Here is a 15,248-nt window from a genome sequence, read left to right as displayed (position 1 = left end):
TTTTCTATAGAAACCGTATAGCGGCTATCTTATATGTTTTTACTGACTATAAAAAAGACCGTTTGAGTTTGCAGCTTTACCGTTTAAACTGATCTTAATACACAAGTTTGAAAAACTGTATATTAAGTAATCTTTGGTTACCTATATTTGCTGGATTTTTGCGCATTACGGAGTACGGACAGTATCAATTGGGCAGCAGTGCGGTACGACTTAGCGCCACTGCATGGAGTCGTCATGATATGGTCGCTGCAACTGAGCCTTTACTGCGACAGTTTGCCAGTAGCAATGAGGTATCAGTAAACTTGGCAACCGATGTCGAAGGAGAAATGCGCTATCACGCTTGTTGTTGTAGCCCTGCTCGGCTATCAGTCAATTTGCAAGTTGGCTCAGCAGTGCTCGTCGCCCGAACCGCTATTGGGCGTACTTTTTATGCGGCTAGCTCGCCAGCAAGATAATCCATCATTAATAGTAATCTGCAAGAGCATTTATTTGCAGAGGATTATAACCACGCGCAATTAAAAGCTATTAGATAGTGACTTATATTTCACGGATTTAATGTGCGCCAACTAAGGACACCAAACTATTTATGACTAATTTTTATGAAAAATGCGTGACAAAAATGGGTGCTGATAAATGAGCTTAGTTAAGGGTAGTACACCTATAACTAGTTAAGCAATAGAAGTACTACCGTTTAAAGAACTGTAAGTTTCAGTTTGAACGTTTGAAGCTATCTTATTTATTAGTCAGGTAATATGACATGTTTGCTTTTTTGATAAGCCGACAAACCATCTGCTCCAAGTTCGCGTCCAATACCACTTTGCTTGAATCCGCCCCAGCCAGCCTGAGGAAGTAAAATTTGTTGTTCATTAATCCAAAAATGACCGGCTTTAATCTGTAAAACCATTTCTAACGCTACTTGCTCATCTGAGCTGACGATGGTCGAAGCCAATGCAAACAGGCTGTCATTTGCCAACTTTATTGCTTCGTCATCATTTTTAAACGTTGTGCTTACAAGTACTGGTCCGAATATTTCCTCTTGCCATAATCCACTACTCGTTGTTACACTTGTATAAATTGTTGGGCAAGCAAAATATCCTGATCTATCTAATACTGTACCGCCTATGAGGCAATCAAGGTCTTCTTCGATAGCGATATTGAAATATCTTTCTATTTGTTGCAGCTGTTGCTGACTGACTAATGGTCCCATTTGAGTCATAGGATCAAAGCCATCACCAACATGAATATTTTGAGTATATTCTTTAAGTTTTTGATATAAAGACTCAGCGATATCCTGATGTACGAGCAGCCTTGAGGTCGCAGAACACATCTGACCTGCATTGGTGAAGATACCACCAATAATAATTTCGCATGCTGCCGCTATGTCCGCATCCGCGCGGATAATAATGGCAGACTTACCGCCAAGCTCAAGACTAATGTCTTTTACGCCTTTGGCTGCTTGGCTCATAACCTTTTCACCCACCCCATTACTGCCAGTGAAAGAAACTTTATCAACCAGAATATGACTAGTCATTGCTGTGCCTACTTCGGCAGCGCCCGGTAGAATATTGACGACCCCTTTTGGCAAGCCAATAGCGGACAATATATTACCCAGTATCAATTCTGGTAACAATGTTACCTCAGATGGTTTTAACACTACTGTACACCCCGCCGCCAAAGCCGATGCCAATTTCCAAGATGTGGTCACCATAGGAAAGTTCCAAGGTACGATGAGAGCGCAGACACCTATAGGGGCATATGTTTTAAGTAGACGTACACCAGATTCAAGAATTGACACTTCAGACCAAGTTTCTTGCTTTACAATGAGATTGGCATAATAACGGTAGCAAGCGATGGCATCACTGACATCCATTTTTGCTTCTTCAATAGGTTTGCCAGTATTCAATACAGACAAGGCTATTAGTTCACGGCATTGCTGCTCCATCTCATCTGCAATAGAATTCAAGTAACTAGCACGCTCGCTTACCGTTGTTTGTGACCATAACGGTAAAGCTCGAGAGGCCGCGTTAACCGCAGCATCTACATGAACCTTAGTACACAATTGAGTAGTAGCAATAACTTCGCCTGAGCTTGGGTCATACAAAGAATGGACATTATTTTTGTTATCAATGGTAGATGAAGGCACAATAGCTTCCCAATTGCCATCTATATAGGCTGCATTTAACACCACTTTAGTTTTAACCAACTGTTTGGCCAAGTCTCGCGTTATATCGTTAGGTTCTATAGTGTTCATAATAGGTTATTACCTTTAATATTTTTGATAGAAATCATAAGCATAGTCATTACTGTGCTGTCACGGGTATAGGAATATCCATACAAAATATAAAATATTTGCACTTAATTTTTTAAGATTATTTATGCAGATATTTTCAATACAATTTTGCCAAAGGTATGGCCTTTTTGTAGTTGCCGGTGTGCTGCGACTATTTCAGACAATGGGTAAATTTTTTGGATACGTAACGTAATTTCTCCATCAGCTAGCTGTTGCAGCACTCGCGCCATATCTTGGCCATTTTGCTCAACCCCATAGCCATCGACACTTAAACCTTTATAATTACCAGCCTGTTTTAACTTATCCACCCAAATTGTTGGCAGTACCTTAACGCGCCCTCCTGATCTCAAAATGCTAAGCGCTCGTACACCTGCATCACCACCAACCAAGTCAAGTAGAAGATCGGCTTGAAGATCAGGAAAATCGGTATCTTTAGTATAATCAATCCAACTCGTAAGCTTATTTCTTTCTATTAACTCGTCAAGCTTAGCGTACTTTCCGGGTGAGCAAATAACTGTTAACTTAATGCCATCTTGCGCTACTTTTATCATTAACAACTGAATCAAAAGATGCCCAACACCGCCTGCTGGGGCGTTCATCACGACATGCTCGCCTTTTTTGATATCAGCAAATTCCATAAACTGTATCGCTGTTTGTCCTATACAAGGTAATGCACCCGCCTCTTCTGAAGTAACGCCATATGGTACTTTGGCTAGTAGATTTGCGTCTACAGTCACATATTCAGCATAACAGCCGCCATTGAATGTAAGAGCAGCGACTGTGTCACCGATAGTAAACTGTCGAGTATTACTACTCACAACTTCACCTACCACATCAAAGCCTAGAATTGCACCCTTATCATATTCAAACGTATGTTCACGGATAATGTCTGCACCCCAGCCTTTACCTTGGCGAGTTTTATAATCAACAGGATTGATACCTGCGTAAGCCACTTTTATTAACACCTGTTCATCAGCAAGCTTAGGGATAGAAACGCCAGATTGATATCTCAAAACGTAAGGAGTACCAAACTCTTGGATAAGCACCGCATTTTGGGTGCTAGGTAACGGCTGAGGCGTAGCAGAAGCATTAAACATCGTAAAACATCCTTATTTTATTTATCAATTCACCCCTGTAATCTCGGTCTTAATAGCTTATTGGGTAATGGTTTTTTTAATAAATAACATTGTCATAGCTCACTCTCAATAACATAAATATAGTAATACTCAAATGCAGCTAGTAAAAAAATTGCTTGCTGTATGGATATAGCACTACAGCGAGTTTAAAAATTCATGCTAGCCACACTAGGCTTGTTTTCAAATAAACCCATGCTATTGATGATAAAACCACTCTAAAATAAAATATTGTTTACTTTTATTATTGGATTGACCAAACCCAAGCCTACTTAGCTAAAATAAGTATATGACTTACCCATTTCAGCGATAAACCCATCGGCTTCATCGATCTCGTAAATAATCGGCTGCTTTCCTTTAATGTCTTGCTGCAGCGCTTCTACCAGCTGTTGTTTATCTATAATTCTGCGGTAGCCTGCGCCAAACCCTTCTGCTAACGGCTCAAAGTTAGGGGTTTTAATACTAACGCCAATTAAAGGTAAACCTTGCTCCTGCATATAGCGACGAATCTCACCATAGCCTTGGTTATTCCACAACAATACAATGAGTGGTAGCTCAAGCTCTGCAGCACAAATTAGCTCAGCTATCGTAAACTGAATACCGCCATCACCGATTATGCTAACAACCGCATTATCGCTTGCTAGCATGGCACCAATGGCAGCTGGTAGTCCGTAGCCTAACGTACCAAACCCCGTCGCTGAATTAAACCACTTGCGAGTACCCAAGGCCTCAAATCCATTATTACCACTATAAACAGGCTGGGTTGAATCACCAACCATGATAACGTCTTTTAGTGTATCTCTAATCAGTTTAAGTAGTGCACTTTGACCGGCAAAGCTTGCTGGCATAGACGCTGCTATTTTCTGCTTTATCTGTGCTACTCGCTCACTCGCATCACGACTAAAGCGTTGATTCTCTAAGCGTTCACATAATCCAGTAATCGCCATTTGAGCATCCGCTAATACAGCAATATCGGCTCTAAATGGACGTTGCAACTGTCGTGCATCGCAATCAATTCGAATCAGGGTGCCATTGATATGAAAGCCTTTATCAAAAACGATATCATAATCGGTTTCACCAAGCTCAGTGCCGATCGCTAGTACTAGGTCTGCCTCAGCGATAAGCGCACGACCTGCAACTGATGATTGATTACTACCCAAGCTTAATGGGTGACCAGGTGGCAACAGACCTTTACCATTAATAGTCAAAAATGTTGGCACATCTATGAGTTCTGCTAACTTTTGCGCATCACTATCGACGCCAACGCAGCCACCACCATAGAGTAAAACTGGATTCTTCGAATTTTTTAAGCAGTCAATGATTAGATCTAATTGTGCTGGATTAGGAAGCGGTCTCATGACTTGTGGTAGCATGAAGTTATTTGAATTGATTTGATTACTATTTGGCGGCTTGGCAACATGACTGGCATCCGCTGTGATTACGTCAATGGGTAATTGAATGTGAACTGGTCCTGGTCGTCCACCATTGAATAATGAGAAAGCTTCTGCAAGAATTTTAGGTAGAGCCTCAGGTTGCCAGATGGTTTTACTAAATAACGCAACCTTACTAACTAGACCTTGCTGATCCAGTAATTCATGCAAGTGACCTTCACCGCTACCAGTATTTTCGATTTTATTAACACTAGAAATTACTAACATTGGTATTGAATCAGCCGCTGCTTGTGCCATCGCTGTCATAATATTGGTCATACCAGGTCCGGTAATTATAAAACAGACCCCAACTTTTCCAGACGCTCGGTAATAGCCGTCGGCCATAAACCCAGCACCTTGCTCATGACGCGGTGTGATATGGCGAATATTAGTATTTGGCAGACCACGATATAACTCTACGGTATGTACACCAGGGATACCAAATACAGTCTCTACTCCATAATATTCCAACCATTGTACCAATAGTTCTCCACAAGTCAGCGCTGGAATAGTTGGTGGAGTGGTTACTGTCGGTGTCAGTATCGATTGCGTCATAAAAATTCATCCTTAAATTTTACTGTCAGAGTTATAGTCTAATATCAAAAATGTCTTAATAAATTATTTTAACTTTATCTAAAAATAATCAACTACTATGGATTAAATCTTTAAGCCCTCTAAAGATCCAAGGTAATTTCTTTATTTTTTGCACGAGATACGCAAATCATCATCGTTTTCTGCGATATTTTTTCATCATCATCTAAGTACTTATCAAGGTGTTCAGCCTCACCTTCAAGAATAACTGTCTCACAGGTACCACAGACACCTTCTCGACATAGACATTCGACATCAATATTCAATGATTCTATCGCTTGTAAGATAGTCTGATCATGTTGTACCTCAATACGATGATTTGATTTAGCTAAAATTACTGTAAAAGCATTGCCACTTTCAGATACGTTTGAAGAAAACTGCTCCCAATGGACATACTCGTCACGGTGCCGATACTTATCACAAGCTTCAACAGTAGCGTCAATCATGGGTTTTGGCCCACATACGTATATATGGGTCCCTAAAGGCTGTTGAGAAATCAGCTGATCCAAGTCTAAAAATACGCCTTCACTACTAACGTACGTTTGAATACGATCAGCATGAATATTCTTATCCAAATTATTCAGTAAAGCTTCATATTCTGGACCGCGACACGCATACTTTAATTCATAATCTGCATTGCGTTGAGCCAACTCCTCCATCTGAGTCATAAACGGTGTGATGCCGATACCACCGGCAATAAGAAGATGTTTTTGACCAGTATGGGATAATTCAAATAAGTTTTTAGGTGAAGAGATCTCTAATTGAAAACCTTTGACGCAATGCTCATGCATAAAGGTAGACCCTCCCTTACCGTTTACTTCTTGTTGCACACAAATCTGATAACTGGACAAGTCTTTAGCATTACTTACTAGCGAGTAGGCATTAGAGAGCTTATCGTTCATCTTCACAAACATATGACTCCCCGCTGTAAACTCAGGGTAAGATTCACCATCAATACGTTTGAACGTAAATCGCTTTACTAAGGGGGTAAGCTGTTCAACTTCGGCTACTATAGAAGGGAACATTTGATAACTTTCAGTCATCTTTAACTCCTACTCTAAATATAATTTAGTATGTTATTAATATTTTAAAATTAATGTTTTAGGTTAACGCTAAAGTTCTAGGCATAGATACTTTGTAGTTACAAACTCTTCTAAGCCATATTTAGAACCTTCACGGCCAAAACCAGATTGCTTTACTCCACCAAAAGGCACCACTTCATTTGAAATAGCGGTTGAATTCATACCAACCATTCCATATTCAAGCTGCTCTGCAACTTCAAAAATTCGAGAAATATTTTCAGTATAAATATAAGCAGCTAAACCATATATTGTATCGTTCGCCTGTTCGATTACTTCTTTATCGCTTTCAAATCTAATTAAAGGTGCAACAGGACCAAATATTTCTTCGGATACGATGTCCATACTTTTATCTACATCAATTAAAACTGTTGGTTCAAAGAAGCCATTACCAAGTTCATGGCGCTTGCCACCACAAACTAAGGAGGCACCTTTACTACAAGCATCTTCAATCAACTTCTCAGCTTTGATAATAGCCTTCTCATTAATTAAAGGACCAACTTGTACTTGGTTGTCAAGACCATTACCGACCTTTAAACTTTTAACCGCTTCTGTAAATTTCGCTGCAAATTCACTGTATATTTTTTTATGTACATAAATACGATTTGCACAAACGCAAGTTTGTCCCGCATTTCGGAATTTTGCAAATAGTGCACCTTGTATAGCTTTATCTAGGTCTGCATCTTCAAAAATAATTAGCGGCGCATTACCACCAAGTTCTAAAGCAAGTTTTTTAACCGTTGAGGAACATTGTTGCATCAATATGCGCCCAATAGGGGTAGAGCCTGTAAATGTTAATTTTTTTACTTTCTCATGTGTTGTAAAAACACTTCCAATCGCTTCTGAATTCCCTGTTATAACATTGATAACGCCTGCCGGGACACCTGCTTGTTCTGCTAGTTTTGCGATTGCTAAAGCACAAAATGGCGTTTCATTTGCTGGTTTTATCACAATAGTGCAGCCTGCTGCTAGCGCTGGAGCTGCTTTACGAGTAATCATAGCAAGCGGGAAATTCCAAGGTGTTATTGCTGCTACTACACCTAAGGGCTCTTTAGTTATAATAAAACGTTGGTCTTTATTTGTTGATGGAATAACGTCTCCATAAATGCGTTTTCCTTCCTCTGCAAACCACTGAATAAATGAAGCTGCATATTTTACTTCGCCTAATGCCTCAGCAAGTGGTTTACCCTGCTCCATGGTCATAATAAAAGCAATCTCTTCCGCATTATCTAGAGTTAGCTTGTACCATGACGTAAGTATGTCGGCTCTCGCTTGAGCAGTCATGGCTTTCCAAGACTGTAAGGCATCATGCGAACCGTCAACTGCCTTTAGTGCTTCAGCAGAGCCCATATCCGGTACAGAACCTATTTCTTCACCTGTAGCCGGATTTGTAACTATCACTCGAGCTTTACTTTGTGCTTCTACCCATTCGCCATTGATAAAAGCAGACTGCTGAAATAAATTTATATCGTTGAGTGTCTGCATAGTCTTTCCTACTATATTTTTTAGTTAAATAGGAGAAGAGTGTATCCTTCTCCTATCCAAAAATTTAAAACAATTACTGATGATACTTCGCTACAAGATTATTAAAATGAGCGATACCATGTTCACTAATTCCAGAACGTTGTTGGTCAGTCATGACACGTCCTTGGCCTCTGTAGCCCCGTGAGTTTAGTCCACGTTGTACACTTTCTACTAGACTTAAATCTTCAGGGCGGAATACATGCTTGTACCATTCAATCAAGTCTTTTTGAGCTTGAGTCAACTCTTCGTTCATAAAATAGATATCATATTGCTGTATAGTCGTTTCTTCATCGACTGGAAACTCATATATAACAGTCATGAAGTCTCCTCCAGGGTTTACGTTAAACATGGTACTAGGCCATGTCCAAAACCCACTAAAAGACGCATCCCCCGCTGATGGATCTAGTTTGAATGACTTTTCAGAAGATTTTGCATAACCAAACTGAAGGGTCCAATTGCCATGCATGGTATGCCAGTATTTATCGACTTGAACAGAGTCTGCAAAGCCAGGATGGGCATTACTACAGTGGTAACACTCCATATAGTTATCGACAATAACTTTCCAGTTTGCTGGTGTATCAGTCATGAACCTTGCTGCAAGTTTCAAGTCTTTGATCACTGCACATGATTCATTTAATTTGGCAGCAAAGCCAGGAAGTTGATCTTCAACACACGTTGCCTCAGGATCCATATTAATAAAGACAAACCCACCATATTCTTCAACTTTTAAAGAAACAAGGCCAAATTCTTCTTTATCAAAGTTAGCAACATTTTCACAATTACGTGCTAATGCCAATGAACCATCAAGCTTAAAAGTCCAAGCATGATATGGACAAGTAATTACGTTTTTAGACTTGCCTGATCCTGTTAATAATTCATGACCGCGGTGAGGACATACATTGTAAAAAGCACGTAAAACAGAATCTTTACCACGAATAACAATAATATTTTCGCCAATTATTTTACGCGTAAAATAATCATTAGGATTTGCAACTTCATTCATGTGTGAAACGCAAATCCAGCTCTTTGCAAAAATTTCTTCTTTTTCTTTTTCGAATACCGTTTTAGAAGTATAAAAAACCTTAGGTAATGTCCAAGCATTATCTGCATCCTGATCGAAATCTTCAGGTAGTTTATCTGTTACCCCCATTGTAGAACTGTTGGATCCTCTGAGAGCGTTTTCCTTGTTAGCATTCATAGCAGCTTCCTTATTAGTATTCATAGTGTCTTCCTTATTAACGTTCATAATGTCTTCCTTATTAACATTCATAGTGGCTTCCTTGTTAACGTCTATAGTGCTTTCTTCGTTAAATTTCATATGGTTTTCCTTGTTAGTATTTATAGTGACCTCCTTGTCAAAGATAAAGTTAGGTATCTAAAGTATTGACCTAAAATCAATTCACTTATAGACAAAGCACAAAGTTTAAATATTTTATAAACCTAAGGCTTATCTATTATCACCTTTTGATTTTCTTGAATAAAGCTTGAAGAATCACTCACTTCATCTTTCTCAATTAAATTAGAATGCTTATTTGTAGCTATCTTTTCACTTCCTTGAATAAGCTTTTCTGTTTGAATAAGTCTTAGAGACTCACTCTTTTCGCCTTTTTCAATCAAGTAAGATGGCAAATCTGAATAGTCTTCACGTAACCACCTTACAAAGCCGAAGGTTTGGATTAAAATAATGACAATAAAGGGAATGGCTGTTACAACTGTTGCCGTTTTCATAGTGTCTAAAGGGGCTTTAGAGAAAATCATTGCTAAAGGTAGTAGTGTTAACATCACACACCAAAATAATCGAGTTCTTGGGGCAGGATCTTGACCTTCCATTAAGTCCTTGGAGCACGTTACTGACACGGCATACCCAACGGCATCCATATGCGCCGCTAAAAAGATCACCATAATTGCTAGCAAAAACCACATCATCATAGTTCCACCAGGAAGCATACCTAATAGCTGAACAATGGCAAACTCACCGCCTTGTGAGCTCAATACTTCTGGAACATTAACGAATCCGTTGATAAATTGATAAACACTGAAGCTTTCCATGATACCAAAGAGAATCAGCATACCAACAGAGCCACCTAACACCATCGCTAAGATAACTTCTTTAATTGTTCGACCCTTTGAGACGCGCGTGACGAATAAAGCTACACCTGGTGCATAGGAGATCCACCATAGCCAATAAAAAACAGTCCATTCACGGGTAAATTTGCCATCACCTAACGGATCAGTAAACAGGCTCATGCTTACAAAATTAGTAGCCATATGTCCTACACTTGAGATGGTATTATCTAAAATAAACTTCGTAGGGCCAAAAATAAAAATATACGCGACGAAAGCCATCAATGCGTAACACACCATGGAACTGAGCCGTTGCATACCCTTGTCCATACCAATATACGAACTTATCGCAAACAATACTGAAGCCCCCAAAACAAAGATAGCATTTGTCATGAAAGTATCAGGTATACCTGTGAGGGAGGACAAAATATTAGTAAAAGTGAGTGCGGTGAGCACTAGTGATATGGTTAGGGCGCCAAACATGCATAACAAGAACATCAAATCAACAAGACGCCCGACAATACCCGTTGCCTTAAAACCAGTGATCGACTCTATCATTGAAGCAAGACTTAAGCCTTTATTCTTGCGAACGTGGAAGCTGTAGCAGACAGATATTGAAGCTATCGCATAGATTGCCCATGCACTAAAGCTATAGTGAAACATTGTATATGGGACGCTATATTTTAATGATTCAGAGCTGTTGGGTTCAACATTTAATCCAGGAGTCTGATAATAATATGCCCAATCCAAAAACCCCCAGTACAATAATGAAGAGCCGAGTCCGGCCATCATGAACATAAAAATCCACGAGGATGTCTTATAGTCAGGCTTACCTTCACCTAATTTTATATGACCATATTTGCTAAAAGCTAAACTAATAACAAATACAAATGAAAAAATTGTAAATAATAAAACTGGAGTGGAGAAAACTGTTGTACTCCAATACAAAAGCTTGGCTGCAAAATCAATTGATTCTTCTGAAAAAACTGAAAGTGCAATCACAGAAATAAAAACTATAGATAAACTAATGACTGCTAAAACTTTATCTATTTTTACTGTATGAGCTTGGTCGATATCCATATCAACAAATCCTTTTATGTAGTTAAAGTAATACTTAGCACATTTTTTATAACCACTCTCGATCTCAAGAAATCACTTGATTTTTTTAGTTTAAAATTAGTATAGATTTTCAATATTCAGTAAAACAATATCTTGAAGACTAATTTTAGAATAAAGGTATGTTTAGTTATTCATTATCCACGAAACAATGGCATCACCCGCTTCGTTTGTATTTGCTATACCACCCACATCCATAGTTTTTGGACCATTTATCAATACATATTTAATAGCCTTCATTATATCTTGGCTTGCTTTCATAAAAGACTCATCGCCATTACCCAAGAAATCAAGCATCATGGCACCGGACCAAATTGCCCCGATTGGGTTAGCAATATTTTTTCCAGATATATCAGGCGCAGAACCATGTACTGGCTCAAAAAGAGACGGGAAATTTCGTTCAGGATTTAAGTTAGCTGAAGCAGCTAAGCCCATAGTGCCAGTACAGGCAGGACCAAGGTCTGATAGAATATCTCCAAAAAGATTAGATGCAACCACGACATCAAAGCGTTCTGGCTGTAATACGAATCGGGCTGCTAGAATATCAATATGCTGTATGTCCATCTTAACTTCAGGATAATTCGTAGACATTGCATCAACACGTTCATCCCAATATGGCATACTTACAGCAATTCCATTGGACTTAGTAGCAGCTGTCAGTTTTTTAGCTTCACGCTCACTAGCTAGTTCAAAAGCATATTTTAGAATACGATCTACACCATAACGTGTAAATACTGCTTCTTGTAATACAAACTCTCGTTCTGTACCTTCAAACGCTTTACCACCGATATTTGAGTATTCACCCTCGCTATTTTCACGAACCACATAAAAATCTATATCTCCAGGCTTTTTATTAGCAAGAGGTGAACTCACCCCTTCCATCAATCGAACAGGACGCAAGTTGACATATTGATCAAATCGACGTCGAAACTGTAGTAACGAACCCCATAAAGAAATATGGTCTGGAACTTTTTCTGGCAGACCAACCGCGCCAAAAAATATAGCGTCGTACTCTTTGAGGACTTCAAACCAATTGTCCGGCATCATCTTGCCATGCTTGAGATAGTAGTCACAGCTAGCCCAATCAAAGCTCTCAAAATGTAATGGAATATTATGTTTTTTTGCAACGGCATTTACTACTTTGATGCCTTGTGGTAAAACTTCTAATCCTATACCATCGCCTGCAAGTGCAGCTATTCTTAAACTCTTGATCATAAAACGTTCCTTGTGGTTATCAATTGCTTCCTTGACCCCATCATGCGTCGGTAAGAATAGAGGATCAACACCCTAATCATCAACATAAGGAACACGAATCGTGAACAATCTACCTAGTCTTTCCGATCTGAACGTTTTTTATACCGTCGCAAGGAAGAAAAGTTTCACTGCAGCTGCAGATGAACTTAGTTCGTCGCCTGCCTATGTCAGCAAACGCATACGTATTTTAGAAGAAACCCTCAAATGCTCTCTATTTCATCGCAGTACACGTCACATCAGTTTAACGGAAGATGGGAAACTGATACTTGAACGGGTTTTTCATATTCTTAGTGAGTATGAAAAACTTGAAAATATAATAAATAATCCAGAAAGTTTACCCACTGGCAAAATTAATATTGTCAGTAACTTCAGCTTCGGACATACTCATATTGCTCCAATTCTCTCGAAACTAATGACGATATATTCTGATTTAACCATCCAGTTTGATACAGTTGATCGCACTTTAGATTTGATCGAACATGGCTTAGATTTAGATATTTGTGTAGGTAACGATATAGCTCCAAACATGATTGCTAAAAAACTACTACCTAACTATAGAATCTTATGTGCTTCTCCTCATTATTTAAAAATTAATGATGAACCAGACGATTTGGATGATTTAATAAATCATAATTGCTTAGCAACCAAGCAAAGAGATCAGTCAAAACATGTATGGAAGTTACGTAGCCCTATGGAAGATATTTCCATTTCCATTGAACCAAAATTTATATCAAATAGCAGTGCTGTAATTAAGCAGTTAGCAATTGATGGCCAAGGTGTCATGCTCTGTTCGGTATGGGACGTTATAGAAGAAATAAGAATTGGTAAGCTACAACATGTTTTGACTAGTTATTGGCAGGATGCCGATATATGGGCAGTTTACCCTTCTCGTTTGAAAAGTTCATCTAAATTAAAGATTTGTATTCTATTTATTCAAACTGAGTTATTAAATCGTTTGCAAAGCCTAAATAGTCTAACAAGAGGTAAACCGATTTTGGCTGAAGTAGATAACATTAGACTTCCTATAGAAAAAATCTTTATATAATATTCGAATGTCAAAACTTAGAAAATTTCTAAACATTGGCCATACCAGAAATAGAGTTCTCAATTGATTAAAAGAGAATTTTCAAGCAATAAAAAACCTGCTGTAATTAGCAGGTTTATTCAAACAGTAAAAGTATGAATTACACACATCACATAATTTTTTATGAATTCGTTTATATTAATTGGCAAATCGTATAACTAAGGTATATCGCCAGTACAATAGAAACTATCATCCCTAAAAGATACGATATAAACTGTAAAAACATCATTATCATGAGCTTTTATTGCTTGTTCGTCGCTATCGTCATAGATAGCACACTATATGTGTTCATCACTACGCTTTAGCATTGCGAGAGCTAAGTCACTACCGATCCAATCTTTACCAACTTTCATCTCTTTATAATATATTAATAAACTTTCTATAGTCTAATCTAAATAAAATCGATACAATCCTATTAACAATTGCATTTAATGAAATAAACGATGACTTATTCAATCAACTATCGCAAACAGGTACTTTCTAGCATCGCTGAAGGTATGACCATTCGAGAAGCTGCGCTTTTTTATGGACTTAGTACCAGCACCATTCATAGTTGGCAGCAGAATTTAGCTCCTAAAACCACCAGAAATAAAGCACCGACTAAAATACCTGATGACGCCTTGATTGAAGACGTAAAAAAATACCCAGATGATTATAACTATGAAAGAGCTCGTCGCTTAAACTGTAGTAAAACGGGCATCTTTAATGCTTTAAAGCGTCTTGGTATCAGTCAAAAAAAAGACCTTAGAACATCCAAAAGCGTGTCCGATAAAAAGAGCGATATTCCAGAGTAGGCTTGATCGCTTTACGCAGCAAGGCAATCCCATTGTCTATATGGATGAAAGCGGCTTTGAGGCTGAAACCATTCGTTCTCATGGCTATGCACCGATTGGTAAACCCTGTATCGACAGCTACAACTAGCAAGCAAAGAAGCGTACGAATGTCATCGGAGCTCTGTATGAAAAAATGCTGTTTGCGCTTGAGTACGTTGAGACAAATATCAATAGCACTATATTTTATGACTGGTGTAAGTTCACACTTATTCCAAGTCTTAAAATCAAGAGCGTGATTGTCATGGATAACGCTCGGTTTCATAAAAGCAGACGTATCCAAAAACTACTCAACAGACATGGCCATCGTATTCTTTGGCTGCCGCCGTACAGCCCTGATCTGAACCCTATCGAGAAAAAATGGGCACAGGCTAAGTTTCTGCGCCAAGAGTGGATGGAGAATAATCCACCTAAACTGTTTCATGATATAGGCTGTATCGATTTTATAAAGACTTAACTATACTATGACCAATACAGACTAAGTATAATGAGCCTATGATTGACGAGATAGGGACGGCTTCTATTAGTAATATTTTATCGAAAAATAACAGTGCAATTACTATGAGTCTAATTGCAGAAAACACACTACTTATTACATTTGAAAATACTACTTCTTTGCCGTAGTTAATCGAATAATACAAGATTAGTTACTTCGTCTAGTAATAATACCAATTCCTCAATTATAGCCTGTCTAATTTTAAGCTATGATTAGCATCGGAACTAATGAGACCTTTTGTATGAAAAATATTAGATTAGTAATAAGACTGCTATAACCAATATAAAAAATATTTTTTTACAACAGTGATTGTATTTCTTATTTTCTCATACTCAAAAAATTTAGTATTTTTCGATG

12 protein-coding genes are annotated in these 15,248 nt (G+C 38.4%); 4 read left to right on the top strand and 8 right to left on the bottom strand.

Going from position 1 to position 15,248, the window contains the following annotated elements; genetic code table 11:
- The first annotated feature begins 107 nt into the window (after nucleotides 1–107).
- Nucleotides 108–455, top strand: coding sequence for a hypothetical protein (locus tag KPY62_RS11515; protein ID WP_228730678.1), 348 nt, complete (start codon nucleotides 108–110; stop codon nucleotides 453–455).
- 284 nt (nucleotides 456–739) lie between these two features.
- On the opposite strand, the gene KPY62_RS11510 is transcribed toward KPY62_RS11515, so the two are convergent.
- From KPY62_RS11510 to KPY62_RS11475, 8 genes are all read right to left on the bottom strand, one after another.
- Nucleotides 740–2,251: an aldehyde dehydrogenase family protein gene (locus tag KPY62_RS11510; protein ID WP_216582274.1), complete on the bottom strand. Its 1,512-nt coding sequence runs from the start codon at nucleotides 2,249–2,251 to the stop codon at nucleotides 740–742.
- 122 nt (nucleotides 2,252–2,373) lie between these two features.
- Nucleotides 2,374–3,387 (bottom strand): NADP-dependent oxidoreductase, encoded by a 1,014-nt coding sequence (locus KPY62_RS11505; RefSeq protein WP_216582272.1) that lies wholly within the window; start codon nucleotides 3,385–3,387, stop codon nucleotides 2,374–2,376.
- 308 nt (nucleotides 3,388–3,695) lie between these two features.
- Nucleotides 3,696–5,408: a 5-guanidino-2-oxopentanoate decarboxylase gene (locus KPY62_RS11500; RefSeq protein ID WP_216582270.1), complete on the bottom strand. Its 1,713-nt coding sequence runs from the start codon at nucleotides 5,406–5,408 to the stop codon at nucleotides 3,696–3,698.
- Nucleotides 5,409–5,527: 119 nt separating this feature from the next.
- Complete coding sequence (locus KPY62_RS11495) at nucleotides 5,528–6,487, bottom strand: PDR/VanB family oxidoreductase (protein ID WP_216582263.1); 960 nt, start codon at nucleotides 6,485–6,487, stop codon at nucleotides 5,528–5,530.
- Nucleotides 6,488–6,556: 69 nt separating this feature from the next.
- On the bottom strand, nucleotides 6,557–8,008 hold the full coding sequence (locus KPY62_RS11490; RefSeq protein WP_216582261.1) for an NAD-dependent succinate-semialdehyde dehydrogenase: 1,452 nt from the start codon (nucleotides 8,006–8,008) through the stop codon (nucleotides 6,557–6,559).
- A 73-nt stretch (nucleotides 8,009–8,081) separates the two neighbouring features.
- Complete coding sequence (locus KPY62_RS11485; RefSeq protein ID WP_216583362.1) at nucleotides 8,082–9,197, bottom strand: aromatic ring-hydroxylating oxygenase subunit alpha; 1,116 nt, start codon at nucleotides 9,195–9,197, stop codon at nucleotides 8,082–8,084.
- A 290-nt stretch (nucleotides 9,198–9,487) separates the two neighbouring features.
- Entirely contained in the window at nucleotides 9,488–11,191 is a 1,704-nt protein-coding gene (locus tag KPY62_RS11480; protein WP_216582260.1) for a BCCT family transporter, read from the bottom strand.
- A gap of 162 nt (nucleotides 11,192–11,353) precedes the next feature.
- Nucleotides 11,354–12,442: a tartrate dehydrogenase gene (locus KPY62_RS11475; protein WP_216582254.1), complete on the bottom strand. Its 1,089-nt coding sequence runs from the start codon at nucleotides 12,440–12,442 to the stop codon at nucleotides 11,354–11,356.
- Between the two features lie 100 nt (nucleotides 12,443–12,542).
- On the opposite strand from KPY62_RS11475, the gene KPY62_RS11470 reads away from it, so the two are divergent.
- The 3 genes from KPY62_RS11470 (at nucleotide 12,543) to KPY62_RS11460 (ending at nucleotide 14,852) form a co-directional block, all read left to right on the top strand.
- Entirely contained in the window at nucleotides 12,543–13,526 is a 984-nt protein-coding gene (locus tag KPY62_RS11470; protein WP_216582247.1) for a LysR substrate-binding domain-containing protein, read from the top strand.
- 482 nt (nucleotides 13,527–14,008) lie between these two features.
- On the top strand, nucleotides 14,009–14,359 hold the full coding sequence (locus KPY62_RS11465) for an IS630 transposase-related protein (protein WP_216582240.1): 351 nt from the start codon (nucleotides 14,009–14,011) through the stop codon (nucleotides 14,357–14,359).
- A gap of 172 nt (nucleotides 14,360–14,531) precedes the next feature.
- Nucleotides 14,532–14,852: a transposase gene (locus tag KPY62_RS11460; protein WP_216582238.1), complete on the top strand. Its 321-nt coding sequence runs from the start codon at nucleotides 14,532–14,534 to the stop codon at nucleotides 14,850–14,852.
- Nucleotides 14,853–15,248: the final 396 nt, after the last annotated feature.

It is taken from the genome of Psychrobacter sp. TAE2020 (assembly GCF_018919485.1).
GTDB lineage: Bacteria > Pseudomonadota > Gammaproteobacteria > Pseudomonadales > Moraxellaceae > Psychrobacter.
Note: the sequence above shows the minus strand (reverse complement) of the source record. Positions and strands in the feature narration are given on the sequence as shown.

Coding starts and splice junctions, on each gene's coding strand:
- KPY62_RS11510 (WP_216582274.1), bottom strand. CDS start 2,251: ATGAACACTATAGAACCTAACGATATAACGCGAGACTTGGCCAAACAG.
- KPY62_RS11505 (WP_216582272.1), bottom strand. CDS start 3,387: ATGTTTAATGCTTCTGCTACGCCTCAGCCGTTACCTAGCACCCAAAAT.
- KPY62_RS11500 (WP_216582270.1), bottom strand. CDS start 5,408: ATGACGCAATCGATACTGACACCGACAGTAACCACTCCACCAACTATT.
- KPY62_RS11495 (WP_216582263.1), bottom strand. CDS start 6,487: ATGACTGAAAGTTATCAAATGTTCCCTTCTATAGTAGCCGAAGTTGAA.
- KPY62_RS11490 (WP_216582261.1), bottom strand. CDS start 8,008: ATGCAGACACTCAACGATATAAATTTATTTCAGCAGTCTGCTTTTATC.
- KPY62_RS11485 (WP_216583362.1), bottom strand. CDS start 9,197: ATGGGGGTAACAGATAAACTACCTGAAGATTTCGATCAGGATGCAGAT.
- KPY62_RS11480 (WP_216582260.1), bottom strand. CDS start 11,191: ATGGATATCGACCAAGCTCATACAGTAAAAATAGATAAAGTTTTAGCA.
- KPY62_RS11475 (WP_216582254.1), bottom strand. CDS start 12,442: ATGATCAAGAGTTTAAGAATAGCTGCACTTGCAGGCGATGGTATAGGA.
- KPY62_RS11465 (WP_216582240.1), top strand. CDS start 14,009: ATGACTTATTCAATCAACTATCGCAAACAGGTACTTTCTAGCATCGCT.
- KPY62_RS11460 (WP_216582238.1), top strand. CDS start 14,532: ATGCTGTTTGCGCTTGAGTACGTTGAGACAAATATCAATAGCACTATA.